This is a genomic window from Dryocola clanedunensis subsp. sulfonylureivorans (genome assembly GCF_016756775.1).
Classification (GTDB): Bacteria; Pseudomonadota; Gammaproteobacteria; order Enterobacterales; family Enterobacteriaceae; genus Dryocola; species Dryocola clanedunensis.
Genome location: NZ_JAERMU010000004.1, coordinates 250,081 through 263,954 on the forward strand (window position 1 = coordinate 250,081; position 13,874 = coordinate 263,954).

Genomic DNA, 13,874 nt, shown 5'->3' on the forward strand with positions numbered 1-13,874 from the left:
TCTCATGCTACAGTGAAGAGATACTGACTCTGATGGGATCACGATTGTGTCTGGCTTGAAAATTACCCTACTGCAACAGCCGCTGGTCTGGATGGACGGCGCCGCCAACCTGCGCCATTTCGACGTGCTGCTCGACGGCATCCATGGCCGCGATCTGATTATTCTGCCCGAGATGTTCACCACTGGTTTCGCGATGGAGGCGGCAAAACAGTCGCTGGCGGAAGAAGAGGTGATCGACTGGATGCAGTTCAAAGCCCAGCAGACGCAGGCGATGATCGCGGGTAGCGCAGCGCTGCAAACCGAGCGCGGCCCGGTAAACCGTTTTCTGCTCGTCCAGCCGGATGGCAAAGTACATTTCTACGATAAGCGCCACCTCTTCCGCATGGCCGATGAGCACCATCACTACCAGGCGGGCGAAGAGCGGGTGGTTGTGGAGTGGCGCGGCTGGCGCATTCTTCCGATGGTCTGCTACGACCTGCGCTTCCCGGTCTGGTCACGCAACCGCAACGATTACGATCTGGCGCTGTACGTCGCCAACTGGCCCGCGCCACGCTCCCTGCACTGGCAGAGCCTGCTGGTGGCGCGTGCGATTGAAAACCAGGCGTACGTAGCAGGCTGCAACCGCGTAGGCACGGATGGCAACGGCCACCACTATCGCGGCGACAGCAAAATTATCAATCCTCAGGGTGAGATCCTCGCCAGCGCCGATGCTCATCAGGCCACGCGTCTGGATGCGGATCTCTCGCTGGTCGCCCTGCAGGAGTACCGGGAGAAATTCCCGGCCTGGCAGGATGCGGATCCGTTTAGTTTATAGTCTTTTTCCCCTCACCCTAACCCTCTCCCCCAGAGGATATACGGACGGCCCGGCTTTCTCCCTCTCCTGGGGGAGAGGGCCGGGGTGAGGGGACAAACTCAATAAACCAGCGCCTGCCCGTCCTTACGGCTCTCGGTTGCGGCGATGTAATGCCCTTCCGGCGCACGAACGATGATCTGCGCTCCGCCAAAGTTATAGGCCTGCAGCGGATCCTCGACTGTAACGGTGTGCCCGCGCTCACGCAGCGCAGCGATGGTATTACGATCCATTGTCGACTCCACCACCACTTCCCTGCCCTGTACCACTCGCCAGCGCGGCGCATCAATAGCCGCCTGCGGGTTCTGCTTGTGCAGCATGATGCGAATGGCCATCTGTAGATGCCCCTGAGCCTGCATCGGCCCGCCCATGACCCCAAACGACATCAGCGGCTGCCCGTCTTTATCCAGCGCGAACGCCGGGATAATGGTATGGAAAGGACGCTTGCTGCCCGCCACGCAGTTAGGGTGATTTTTGTCGGTCACGAAGCCCGCGCCGCGGTTTTGCAGGCTGATACCGGTGCCTGGTACGACCACGCCCGAGCCGAAGCCCATAAAGTTCGACTGAATAAACGACACCATCATGCCGCTGGCGTCGGCGGTAGAGAGGTATACCGTGCCGCTCTGGGTCGGTGAGCCATAGGTGAAGTCGCTCGCCTTATCCGGGTCAATGAGCGCCGCCCGCAGCTTGAGATATTCGTCGCTTAACAGATGTTTTGCCGCGAACTCCATGTGATCTTCATCGGCAACGTAGCGGTCCAGGTCGGCCAGCGCCAGCTTCATCGCTTCGATGGACAAATGCAGCGTTTCTATCGAATCCGGGCCGTAGCGGCCAATATCCCACTGCTCCAGGATGCCCAGCGCAATCAGCGTGGCGATGCCCTGTCCATTGGGCGGCAGCTCCTGCACCGAGCCGCCCGCAAAGTCTTTCGACAGCAGCGCCACCCAGTCGGCTTTATGGTTGGCTAAATCTTCTTTCGTCAGGTGCGCACCGTGCTCTTGCGCAAAAGCAGCAATTTTCTGTGCCAGCTCGCCGTGATAGAAGGCCTCACCGTTGGTGGCCGCGATTTTTTCCAGCGTGTCGGCCTGCGCCGGGTTACGGAACATTTCACCGATTTTTGGCGCTCTTCCTTCCGGTGCAAAGCATTCGCTGAAGCCCGGCTGGTCTTTCAATTTTTTGTAGCCGCGCTCCCAGAGCTGGCCTATCAGCGGCGAAACGGGGAAGCCGTTGCGGGCATAGTCAATTGCCGGTTGGGCAAGCGTCGTCAGCGGTAAAGTGCCAAAACGTTCGGCCAGCGCCACCCAGCCGGAGACTGCGCCCGGCACGGTTACCGCATCCCAGCCGGTTTCCGGCATAGTCGGGTGGTGCGCGAAATGGTCATGGTGCCAGGCTGCTGGCGCGCGGCCCGTTGCGTTTAGCGCATGGAGCTGTTTGCCGTCCCAGACTATCGCATAGGCATCGCTGCCGATGCCGCAGCCGGTTGGCTCGACGACCGTCAGGGCCATGGCGCTGGCAATCGCGGCATCGACGGCGTTGCCGCCCTGTAACAGCATACGCAGGCCCGCCTGGGCCGCCAGCGGCTGAGACGTCGTGACGGCGTTGCGCCCCATCATGGCCGGACGGTAAGAGGGATAGCCTGCCTGAAAATCGAGTGAGTCTTTCATTACGTCTCCTGCATGTCAGTCATTGCGCGGGTCAAGCGCGTCGCGCAGCCCGTCACCTAATAAGTTAAAGCCTTGCACCGTCAGAAAAATGGCGACGCCGGGGAAGATGGACATCCACGGGGCCTGCTCCAGAAAACCTTTCGCGGTATTGAGCATCGCGCCCCAGGAGGGGTTTGGCGGCTGCTGGCCAAGGCCGAGGAACGAGAGGCTCGCCTCGGTGATAATGGCGGCGGCAATCGCAAGCGTAGACTGCACCAGAATCGGGGACATCACGTTGGGCAGCACGTAGCGGATGATGATCCAGCGATCGGGCAGGCCGATCGCCCTTGCGCCGTCGATATACTCTTCATTACGGATGGCGATCACCTGTCCGCGAGTCAGACGCGCGAAGATCGGCATCGCCGACAGGCCAATGGCGATCATCGCATTACTCAGGCTCGGGCCTAAAAAGGCCCCCAGCGCGATGGCCATGATCAGGAACGGGCAGGCCAAAAGCGCCTCGATGAAGCGCGAGATCACCCCATCCCACATTCCCTGAAAATAGCCGGCCACCAGCCCCAGCGGCACGCCGATAACCACGGCAATCAGCACCGAAATACAGCCCGCCAGCAGCGACGTACGCGCACCCCAGACGATGCGCGATAGAATGTCGCGCCCAAGCTCATCCGTGCCAAACCAGTAGAGTTCAGAGAGGGGCTTGCGCACCGCCAGGAAGTTAGCCTTCACCGGGTCAAAGGGGGCAATCCAGGGCGCGAGCAGCGCCACCAGGACAAACACGGCAACAATGACCGCACCAATCATCGCGCTCTTGTTAGCGAGGAATTTTTTCAGCACGCGATTTGGCGCTTTGGGCAGCGCGACCGCCACGCCCGTTGTGGATAATTCAGCCATGATCAGCTCCGCATTTTCGGGTTGATTAGGACGTAGAGCACGTCCGCCACCAGGTTCAGCAACAGGAAACCTATTGCCACCACCAGCACAACGCCCTGCACCACGGCGTAATCGCGGTTAAAGACGGAGTCGACGATCATTTTGCCGAAGCCCGGGATGGTAAAGACCTGCTCGGTCAGCACCGCGCCGCCAAGCAGCTCGCCGAACAGCAGCGTGGTTAAGGTAATCACCGGCACCAGCGCGTTACGAAACGCATGCTTCAGGATGACGCGTTTGGGCAGCAGCCCTTTGGCGCGAGCGGTACGAATGTAATCGGCTTTCAGCACGGCAATCATTGACGCCCTGGTATGGCGCATCAACGTGGCCGCAAGCCCCGTCCCCAGCACTAAAGCAGGCAGCAGCAGGGTGCGCAGGTTCATCAGCGCGTCCTCGCTGAAGGGGACAAAACCCGAGGCCGGCAGCCACTGAAGATTGACTGAAAAGACGAGGATCAGCAGGATGCCGAGCCAGAAGTGCGGCACCGAGATCCCCGAGATCGCCACGAAGTTAGTGCCGTGGTCAATCCAGCTATTTTTATGCACCGCCGCGACGATCCCCATGCTGATGCCCACCAGCAGCGCGATGATCATCGCCAGCAGCGACAGCTCGAGGGTCACCGGTAATTTGCTGGCAATCAGCGTGGTGACCGGCTCATGGGTACGTAAGGAGATCCCCAGGTCACCCTGTAGCGCGCTGGTCAGCCAGTGAAAATACTGCACCGGGATCGGATCGTTAAGGTGCAGCTCTTCACGCAGCTGGGCGATCACCGCCGGGTCGCGCTCCTCCCCCGCCATGGCGATCAGCGGATCACCCGGCAGGAGTTTTTGCAGGCCGAACACCATGACGCTGACGATAAGCAGCGTCGGTATAGCCAGCAGCAGGCGTTTGCAAATCAGTTCCAGCATGGTCTCTCCTCACGCCCGTCGGTTAAGGTGCCAGCGTTAAACCCGCCAGACGCACGATGCCGTCCGGGTAAGGTTTAAAGCCCTGCACTTTTTTGTTCAGCCCAAAGATGCGCGGCTCAAAGTAGAGATAGGCAATCGGCATATCGCTTTGCAGCTGCTTTACCACTTTGTCATACAGCGCCTGGCGCGTGGCCTGGTCGTTGCTCTGGCGGGCCTGGGTCAGCCACTCATCCACCTGTGGATTGCTGTAGCGCCCGTCGTTGAGGTTGCCTTTGCTGTTGATGAACGCAAACAGGCTGCCGTCAGGATCCGGGCGTCCTGACCAGCCGGAGAGGCTGAGCTGGTAGTCGCCGCTCTGCTGACGGTCGAGCAGCGTGGCAAACTCGGTCATTTGCAGGTTGAGAGTAAAGCCCGCTTCGGCGGTCATCGCCTGCAGCACCTGGCCCACCTGCTGAGAGGTCGGGTTGTTCGGCACCAGCAGGGAGACGTTCAGCGGCGCGGTAATGCCCGCTTCTTTCAGCAGCGCTTTTGCTTTGTCGACATCGCGAGGCGCAACGGGAAGTTTGACGTGGTAAGGGCTGACCGTGGACAGGCCCTGGTTTGACGGTGCGTAAAGCCCTTCAAACACCACCTGATTTAAGGCGTCGCGATCGATAGCCAGCGAGAAAGCTTCACGCACGCGGGCATCCCTGAACGGATCGTTTGCCGGGACTTTGCCGTTGTTAATGTTAAAGGTGATGCCCTGATAACCAAGGCCGGTGACCTTCGCAAGGCTCAGCTTGCTGTCGGCCTCCACGGTTTTCACATCGCTTGCGGCAATCCCTTCGGTGACGTCCAGATCCCCGGCCCGTAGGTTAGCCAGACGGACGGATGCGTCCGGGATTGGCAGGAAAATCACCTTATCGAAGTGGTAGGCACCTTTGTTCCAGTAGTTATCAAAGCGTTTAAGGACGATGCGGTCCTGTGAAACACGGCTGTCGAACTGATACGGCCCGGAGCAGACCGGATGGGCGGCAAAATCCGCCTTCGCCGCGGCTTTCGGTGCCATCATCGCGCCGGCGCGGTCGGTCAGCTGGCTGAGCAGGGCTGCATCCGGCGATTTCAGGTGCAGCACAACCTGAGTCGGGCTTTTCACCTCTACAGATTCAACGGACGACAGATCGCTTTTACGCAGCGAACCCGGCATCGTCATAGCCCGGTCGAGGTTATATTTCACCGCTTCGGCATCAAACTTTTCGCCGTCGTGGAAGGTCACGCCCTCGCGCAGGTTCAGGGTCAGCGTTTTGCCTTCGTCACTCCACGCCCACTCTTTCGCCAGCCCCGGCACGACCTTGAGATTTTCGTCCACGTCCACCAGCCGGTCGCACATGGCTGCAAAGACAAAGCGGCCGTAATAGGTACGGGCCTGATGCGGATCGAGCATGTCCGGGTCAGCCCCTAAGCCAATGCGCAGCACGCTTTCGGCATAGGTCTGGGCGCTGGCTCCCAGCAACAACACACTTCCCAGGGTAGTCACCACTGCATTTCGCAATTTCATTGTTATTTTTCACTCCAGAGGGGTCAGGATTGTTGGGATGCCGCATGTTCAAACAGCGCGCGGCGACGAACAAAAGCGGCAGAAGGTGGCGCAATGTGAATGACGCTGCGGTCACGATTGATCTCCTGCCAGCGGTGGCAGGCGACCTGGCGACCGCCGTCCAGAACCTGCATGATCGGTTCACGCTGCTGACATTCGTCTTTCGCGTGGGGACAGCGGGTGTGGAAACGGCAGCCTGTCGGCGGGCTGGACGGATCCGGTAAATCGCCCTGCAACAGCGGCGTCTGGCGCGCAACGCCTGGCTGCATCTGCGGCGCAGAGGCGATCAGCGCCTGGGTATAAGGGTGCAGCGGCGCATCAAAAATGTCGTCGACATGGGCAAGCTCAACGATCTGCCCGAGGTACATCACCGCCACGCGATCGCTCATATGGCGAATCACCGCCAGACCGTGCGCCACGATGATCATCGTTAGCCCGAACTGGTCTTTCAGGCTCTCCAGCAGGTTAACGACCTGGGCCTGTACGGAAACATCCAATGCGGAAACCGGCTCATCGCCCAGCAGCAGTTTTGGCCCGGATGCGAGCGCCCGTGCGATGCCAATACGCTGGCGCTGGCCGCCGGAAAACTCATGCGGATAGCGTCTGGCCCAGGCCGCCGGCAGGCCGACAGTTTTCAGCAGTTCGGCTACGCGATGAATGCGATCCGCCTTTCCCATGTTCTGATGCAGCCATAAAGGCTCGCCGACGATCTGCTCTACCGTCATGCGCGGGTTAAGCGATGCGAAGGGATCCTGGAAGATGATTTGCAGCTCACGACGAAGCTGGTTCAGGCGTGCGGCGTTAACCTGGGTGATCTCCTCCCCCTGGTAGTACACCTGTCCCTGGGTCGGGGCCAGCAGGCGAAGCAGGAGCCGCCCGAGCGTTGATTTACCGGAGCCGGACTCGCCGACAATCGCCAGCGTTTCACCCGGCCAGACTTTCAGCGAGATGCTATCGACCGCCGTCACCTGGCTGCTGCGGGCAAACAGGCGTTTAGGCCCGGCAAAGGTCTTACTTAACTCCAGACATTCGAGGATCGGCGTCGTCATGCGATTTCTCCCAGCGCGATGTGTTGTTCCAGCGGCACGCGGAAGCACGCGACCTGATGGTGGCTCCCCATGTTTTGCAGGGCAGGCTTCTGTTTGTGACAGCGAGGTTCCGCGAACGGGCAGCGCGTGGCAAAGCGGCAGCCCTGTGGCATAGATTCCGGCAGCGGCACCGAGCCGGGTATCGTCGCGAGTGAGCCTTTACGCGCCCCCAAAGAAGGAATCGATCCCATCAGGCCAATGGTGTAAGGGTGCTGCGGATCGGCAAAAATCGTCTCCACCGTGCCGCTTTCGACGACCTGGCCGGCGTACATCACCGCAACGTGCTGCGCGACTTCCGCCACCACGCCCAGATCGTGAGTGATCATCAGCACCGCCGTGCCCGTCTCTTCTTTCAGGGTGTTGAGCAGCGAGAGGATCTGCGCCTGAATCGTGACGTCCAGCGCGGTCGTCGGCTCATCGGCGATCAACAGCTGCGGATGGTTGATCAGCGCCATGGCGATCATCACGCGCTGGCGCATTCCGCCGGAAAGCTGGTGCGGATAACTCTTCAGGCGCATTTCCGGCGCCGGGATTTGTACCTTCTCCAGAATGGCAAGCGCGGCCGACATTGCCTCGCGGCGGTTCACCCTGCGGTGGCGCATAATCGCTTCGCTGAGCTGGTCGCCGAGGGTGAAAGCCGGGTTCAGGGAGGTCATCGGCTCCTGGAAAATCATCGCCAGCTGGTTGCCGCGGATATCGGCATACTCTCGCGGCGACAGGCTGCGCAGATCGTAATGATTGAACTGCATCTCACCGCTGACAATCTGCGCGCTGGCGGGCAGCAGGCCCATCAGCGCCAGCGAAGTAATGCTTTTACCGCAGCCTGACTCCCCCACCAGCGCCAGCGTTTCTCCCGCCTTCAGCGTCAGGGAGATACCGTCCAGCACGCTGACGGGCGAGCCGCTAAATCTTACGTTCAGGTTGCGCAGACGCAGGACTGGCGCAGGCGCGTTCAGAGGAATCGTCGTCATAAGCTCGTGGTTTCCTGGTGGTTGATGGCCTGAATAAGCGCCTGCTGCAGGTCGAGGAGATGGTCATGCATCGCGGCGGCGGCCTCTACGGGCTGCCGTGCGGCAATATGGGTAAGGATTTTCTGGTGGTGATCGTCATAGCGGGTGACGCGGGCCGGGGTGCGAGCCAGCTCTCGCAGGTGCTGCCAGCTTGGCTCACGGCGTACGGCGTCGATCGCATCAAAAAGGCCGAGCATCAGGCGGTTGCCGGCTGCTTCGGCAATGGCACGGTGAAAGGCGCTGTCCCACAGCTCGTTGAGATCCGGATCGCTCGGGCTGACCTGCTCGATGCGCTCAATCAGCCGCTCCATCAGCGCTATCTGTTCGCCCGTGGCGCGCAGGGCCGCCAGACGGGCCAGACCCGGTTCAAGCTGGAGTCGCGCCTCCATCACTTCATGCAGGTTGGTCTGCTGCAACAGACCCTGTAGCGCCAGTGGCTCGACGGGAGCCGCTGGGCCAATAAATGTCCCTTTGCCCTGCTTGCGCCAGATACGTCCCTCTTCCTCCAGCACGTCCAGCGCCCGGCGGATTTCACGACGCCCGACGCCCAGCCGTTCGCTAAGCTCGCGCTCGGTGGGCAAAGGAATGCCCGGCGTCGATTCGTGGGAGTGGATCAACGCCCGCAGCCTTTCCAGCGCGGAGCTGGAATTTGCCAGAAACCGGGAGGTATTTGCCATTCAGATGCCTGCTATCGTTGCGTCATTAACTTTATTTATTGTTCTGCTGGTCAGCCTCAGCGCGTCGCGTAATGCTTACCTTGCTAATGACTTGCAATAGTCGAACCAATTTCTGAATGGTTCGTAATAATTCTGAAATATAAAAATATCTATTTGATAAATTTGAAAATTAATTATCCTTCATTGGTTCGATCCTTCGAACCTTCACTCCCAACCGTACTTAAAACGCACAAAAACGGTGCATTAATTGCACCAATGCTGTGCATTTGTTAATTAATTAGATCAAAATGATGCAATTATGTTTTTGAAATGTTAACTCCGCACGCACCACAAAGCAGCGTGCGGAATGAATTATTAAGAAGGGGCTTAATCAGGAGGCTTCTGGCAGGCGGCGGCGTGAAGGAAGCAGACGTGTGTTAAACAGGATATTTAGGACGAAGGCCACCAGGCAGGTCGCGCTGATGCCGGAATGCAGCAGCGTGCGCACCCAGTCGGGGAACCGATCGTAGAAGGTTGGCATGACTATCGGGATCATGCCGAAGGCCAGCGCGGTTGCCACCACCACCAGATTCATATTCTCTTTGTAGTCCACCTTCGCCAGCGTGCGGATGCCGCTTGCCGCCACCGAGCCGAACAGCACGACGCCCGCGCCGCCGAGTACCGGCATCGGAATGCAGGCAATGACCCGCCCCAGCACCGGCAGCAGACCCAGCACGACCAGGATCGCTCCACCAGCGCTCACCACAAAGCGGCTTTTGATGCCGGTTATCGCCACCAGCCCGATGTTCTGGGCAAAGGCGCTTTGCGGGAAGGAGTTAAATACCGGCGCGATGGCGCTGGTCAGCATGTCCGCACGCAGGCCGTTAGCAATACGTCGTCCGTTAACGTCCGTGCCGACGATCTCGCCCACCGCCATCAGTCCGGCGGTGGTTTCCGTCAGCAGCACCAGCACAATCAGAAACATCGACAGGATCGCCGCGCCGTCGAAGACGGGCGTGCCGAAGGCAAACATCGTCGGCATCGCCACCCAGCTCCCTTCGAGCACGCCGCTGAAATCTGCTTTGCCGGTTGCTACCGCCACCAGCGTGCCCACCATCATGGCCGCCAGCACCGCAATTCGCGTAATGCTGCCCCGTCCGATCCGGTTAAGAAGAAGGATCGTGCCAAGCGTCAGCGCCGCGAGGCCAATATTTGACGGAGCGCCCCAGTCTGCGGCTTTCATATTGCCCCCCATCGCCCAGCGCGCCGCCACCGGCATCAGCGAAAGGCCGATCACCGCGATCACGCAGCCGGTCACCACCGGCGGAAAGAAGCGGATGATCTGCGCAAAAAACGGCGTGATCAGCAAACCCAGGACTGAAGAAGCGATGACCGCCCCGAAAACGACCGGCAGCCCGCCGCCGCCGGTGACAATCGCGACCATTGTCGCCACCCCGGCAAACGACACGCCCTGCACCAGCGGCAGCCTCGAACCAAAAAACGGCACGCCGAGGGACTGCAACAATGTTGATAAGCCGCTGATAAACAGCGCGGCGGTGACCAGCAGGCCAATATCCGTGGCGCCGAGTCCGGCTGCGCTGCCGATAATTAACGGCGGGGCAATAATCCCACCGTACATCGTCAGCACGTGCTGCAATCCCCAGGTGAAAGTTTTGACGACGGGGTAACGCTGGTCTTCCGGGCGCGCGCAGGCGCTGTTGTTCTCTTTCATGCTGCCCTTCCGTTTTCAGTGGGTTCAACTGCCGCGATAGGTAGACCACGACCAGGGGGAGATGAGGAACGGCAGGTGGTAATGACCGCCGCCCTCGGGAATCACAAAATCGATTTGTGCCGTGGGATACAGCGTCTCCCGCGAGGTTGCCGCAAAGTACTGGCCAATTTCAGCCGTCAGGCGGTAGTGCCCCGCCTCCAGCGGCACGGGCAGTAAATCTTTCAGCCGCCCGTCGGCATCCGTCTGCCCCTCACCGATAATTTCCCAGCCGTCTGCAAACTGAAATTCAAGGCGGATAACCACGCCCCCGGCAGGTTTGCCCAGCGCGGTATCAAGAACATGGGTGCTTAGCTGGCTCATCAGGCGAACGCCCCTTCAAGTCGTAGCAATGTAATCTGGCGCAGCTGTTCCAGCGCCTCGGCTTCTTCCTGCTGCGGGGAATTTTTCAGGCGGCGCTGGAGCTCGGCAAGGATCTCTTCCCCGCTGCGGCCCTTAGCGCGAATCAGAAATACCCGCCCGAATTTGGCTTCGTATTCGGCGTTGCCCTGGGCAAGCGCCAGACTGAGGACGGTATTTTGTGAGTCCACGGCAGATTGTTCACCACGGGACAACGCGGCCTCTTTGCTGCCGCCCTGGGCTTGTTCACCGATCCGAGGATGGGCGGAGAGGGCCAGCTCAAGATCCTGCCGATCCCAGCCTCCAGCCAGATTGGCAGCACGATCCAGCAGCTCGTTAAACGAGTCGTACGGTCTGCCTGCCACCACGCCATTCACCCATTCAGGAAGCGCAACGCACGGAGAAACCAGACGCTGTGCGTCCTGCTCCTCTGCGTTGTTGAAATCTGTAAGCGGCGACCGGGCCAGCTGCATAACCGCATGGGTGTATGCCCGTACCGCCTGAGCGACATCGGCCCGGGTGACCGATTCGGCCGGATGATGGCTGATGCCCCGGTCGCAGCGCACAAACAGCATGCCCACCGGCCAGCGCTCGGCAATGGCGATAGCGTCATGCCCCGCCCCGCTCGGCAACGAGAGGCTGCGGCCCTGCACAGCGCTGACGGCGCCCCCGAGCTGCGCCTGTAGCGCTTCGTCACAGGGCGTGGCCGGAATGGAATAGTAAGTTTCGGCGCTGAACGTCAGCCCGCGACGAACGGCAATCTGCTCGCCTTCGCTTAACAACTGGTGGAGCAAATCGTCAAGGCTGCCGTCCTGCGGGCTGCGGATATCCAGTGTCAGATGCACTTCACCGGGGATGACGTTGACCGCCCCTGGCGAGCACTGTAGCGAACCGACGGTGGCAACCAGGTCCGGGCCTTGCTCACGTGTGGTCCGTTCGATGAGGGACATCCACTCGGCGGCTCCGGCCAGCGCATCTTTGCGAATCGACATTGGCACCGTGCCCGCATGACCGGCCTCACCGGTAAATTTGCAGTTCAGTCGCCGCGCGCCGTTAATGGCGGTCACTACCCCAAGGGCAAGATCGTGCCGCTCGAGCACCGGGCCTTGTTCGATGTGTAGTTCCAGATAGGCGCTGAATGCATCCGGGCGGCGGGCTGCGTGCGCAATACGCGACGGGTCGAACCCCGCGTTGAGCAGCGCCTGCGCCACGCTGATGCCAGCGGCATCTTCACAGGCCAGCCAGCTTTCCGGCCATGTCCCGGTTAGTCCCCGGCTGCCCAGCAGCGTGATACCAAAACGCGTGCCTTCTTCATCGCCAAAGCCCACGATTTCTATCGCCTGCTCCAGCTGGATAGCGTTCTGATAAAGATAAGCGACGACTTCCAGCGCGCTCAGCACGCCCAGCATGCCGTCATAGCGGCCCGCATTGCGCACGGTGTCCAGATGCGAGCCAAGCAGCACGGCCTGCGCCCCTTCGCTCGCGCCTTCATAGCGGCCGCAGACGTTGCCAACAGCATCCTGCCAGGTAGTCATGCCAACCTGCTCCATCCAGCTTGCAACCAGGTGGTTGGCGCGCAGATGTTCGGGTGACAGGTAGACGCGCGTCAGGCCGTCCGGCGTTTCGCTAAGCGCGGCCAGCATATCCGCCCGCTGTAGGATGCGATGCGCCGCCGCCTCTGCCGCAGCGGGCGTCATGGCAAGTTTTACCATCAGCGGCTCCCCTGCGCGTAGACATCCCACGCTGCCTGCATCGCCGCGCCCTGGGTTGTTTTGAAACCGAGCCGGTTAAGCACCGCCTCCAGCGCGGTCAGCGTTTGCAGCACGCAGTCTTTACGGGCGTTGTAGCCCATGGTGCCGATGCGCCAGATCTTGCCCTGCAGCGGGCCGAAGGAGGTGCCGATCTCAATATGGAAATCCTCCAGCAGCAGCTTGCGGACTTCCTCACCGTGCACGGCGGAGGGGATAACCACGCCCAGCACGTTATTCATTTTATGTTTCAGGTCGCCGAAGGTTTCCAGCCCCATCCCCTGAATGCCCGCCACCATCGCTCTGCCGTGCAGCTCATGGCGGGCGATGCCGCGATCTAACCCTTCTTCGAGGATCACCCGGGCGCACTCGCGGGCGGCAAACAGCATGCTGGTCGCTTCGGTGTGGTGGTTAAGTCGCTCCGGGCCCCAGTAGTCCATCACCATGCCGAGATCGAAATAGTTGGAGTAGATCATCTCGTCGTCGCCATCTTCATGCGCAGCGGTGCGGATCCCTTCCTCCACGCATTTGCGGCGGCGGATCACCTCTTCCATTTTCGGGCTGATAGTAACCGGCGAGCTGCCGGACGGGCCGCCGAGGCATTTTTGTAAGCCCGCTGAGACGGCATCCAGGCCCCAGGCATCCGTTTCCAGCGCGTTGCCGCCGAAGGAGGCCGTGGCATCGGTGTAGAACAGCACGTCGTGGCGGCGGCAGATATCACCCAGCTCCGCCAGCGGCTGCAACATGGTGGTGGAGGTGTCGCCCTGCACCGTCAGCAGCAGGCGCGGTTTTATCTTTTTGATCGCGTCTTCAATCTGGTCGGCGGTGAAAACTTCGCCCCACGGCACTTCAATGGTGTGCACTTCGGCGCGGCAGCGGCGGGCAATTTCACAAAGCAGATGGCCGAAACGACCGAACACCGGCACCAGCACTTTGTCGCCGGGGCGGATAGCCGACAGCAGAATCGCCTCGATGCCAGCCCGGGACGTGCCGTCCACCAGCATGGTCCAGCGGTTCTGCGTGCGGAACAGCTCGCGATACAGCGCCATCACCTCATTCATATAGCCCGTCATCACCGGATCGTACTGGCCGATAAGCTGGCTTGCCATGGCGCGCAGCACGCGCGGATCGGCATTGATTGGCCCCGGCCCCATCAGCAGGCGGTGCGGCGGATTAATCTGTGGGTAGTCCTGAATGGCGAACATGCGCGTTCCTTTTATTCTGCGTGAAACAAAAGATTCTATACGGATAGTTTTGCAACTAATGTGCCATGAGGCAGAAAAGATTTAAAGAAAGGGTGGTGGATGGCGCGGCGCATA

The 13,874-nt window shown here is 60.5% G+C and carries 12 protein-coding genes and 1 pseudogene; 1 reads left to right on the top strand and 12 read right to left on the bottom strand.

The window, feature by feature from the left end:
- Positions 1-46 precede the first annotated feature (46 nt).
- A complete protein-coding gene (locus tag HYQ67_RS05990) occupies positions 47-814 on the top strand; it encodes an amidohydrolase (protein ID WP_202302336.1) in 768 nt (255 codons plus the stop codon).
- Positions 815-912: 98 nt separating this feature from the next.
- Here HYQ67_RS05990 and HYQ67_RS05995 read toward each other — a convergent pair whose 3' ends face one another.
- From HYQ67_RS05995 to HYQ67_RS06045, 12 genes and pseudogenes are all read right to left on the bottom strand, one after another.
- A complete protein-coding gene (locus HYQ67_RS05995) occupies positions 913-2,514 on the bottom strand; it encodes a gamma-glutamyltransferase family protein (protein ID WP_202302338.1) in 1,602 nt (533 codons plus the stop codon).
- A gap of 15 nt (positions 2,515-2,529) precedes the next feature.
- Complete coding sequence (locus HYQ67_RS06000) at positions 2,530-3,405, bottom strand: ABC transporter permease (protein ID WP_202302340.1); 876 nt, start codon at positions 3,403-3,405, stop codon at positions 2,530-2,532.
- 2 nt (positions 3,406-3,407) lie between these two features.
- Entirely contained in the window at positions 3,408-4,349 is a 942-nt protein-coding gene (locus tag HYQ67_RS06005; RefSeq protein WP_202302342.1) for an ABC transporter permease, read from the bottom strand.
- A 22-nt stretch (positions 4,350-4,371) separates the two neighbouring features.
- Complete coding sequence (locus tag HYQ67_RS06010) at positions 4,372-5,886, bottom strand: ABC transporter substrate-binding protein (protein WP_202302344.1); 1,515 nt, start codon at positions 5,884-5,886, stop codon at positions 4,372-4,374.
- Between the two features lie 23 nt (positions 5,887-5,909).
- Positions 5,910-6,974: an ABC transporter ATP-binding protein gene (locus tag HYQ67_RS06015; protein ID WP_202302346.1), complete on the bottom strand. Its 1,065-nt coding sequence runs from the start codon at positions 6,972-6,974 to the stop codon at positions 5,910-5,912.
- Positions 6,971-7,984 carry an ABC transporter ATP-binding protein gene (locus HYQ67_RS06020; RefSeq protein WP_202302348.1) on the bottom strand — a complete coding sequence of 338 codons (1,014 nt, stop codon included), beginning with the start codon at positions 7,982-7,984 and terminating at the stop codon, positions 6,971-6,973. Before HYQ67_RS06020 ends, HYQ67_RS06015 begins: the two co-directional genes overlap by 4 nt.
- Positions 7,981-8,700: a FadR/GntR family transcriptional regulator gene (locus tag HYQ67_RS06025; RefSeq protein WP_202302350.1), complete on the bottom strand. Its 720-nt coding sequence runs from the start codon at positions 8,698-8,700 to the stop codon at positions 7,981-7,983. Before HYQ67_RS06025 ends, HYQ67_RS06020 begins: the two co-directional genes overlap by 4 nt.
- Before the next feature lie 370 nt (positions 8,701-9,070).
- The gene (locus HYQ67_RS06030) at positions 9,071-10,411 is read right to left on the bottom strand and encodes a nucleobase:cation symporter-2 family protein (protein ID WP_202302352.1); all 1,341 of its coding nucleotides are present in this window, start codon (positions 10,409-10,411) and stop codon (positions 9,071-9,073) included.
- Positions 10,412-10,435: 24 nt separating this feature from the next.
- Positions 10,436-10,771, bottom strand: a complete 336-nt coding sequence (uraH, locus tag HYQ67_RS06035) for a hydroxyisourate hydrolase (protein WP_202302354.1) — start codon at positions 10,769-10,771, stop codon at positions 10,436-10,438.
- On the bottom strand, positions 10,771-11,280 hold the full coding sequence (gene uraD / locus HYQ67_RS23965; protein WP_237391123.1) for a 2-oxo-4-hydroxy-4-carboxy-5-ureidoimidazoline decarboxylase: 510 nt from the start codon (positions 11,278-11,280) through the stop codon (positions 10,771-10,773). Before uraD ends, uraH begins: the two co-directional genes overlap by 1 nt.
- A pseudogene (gene hpxK, locus HYQ67_RS06040) lies at positions 11,269-12,519 on the bottom strand (allantoate amidohydrolase); the annotation flags it as partial. The pseudogene hpxK and the gene uraD, both read right to left, overlap by 12 nt.
- Entirely contained in the window at positions 12,519-13,760 is a 1,242-nt protein-coding gene (locus HYQ67_RS06045) for a pyridoxal-phosphate-dependent aminotransferase family protein (RefSeq protein ID WP_202302356.1), read from the bottom strand. The pseudogene hpxK and the gene HYQ67_RS06045, both read right to left, overlap by 1 nt.
- Between the last annotated feature and the right edge of the window lie 114 nt (positions 13,761-13,874).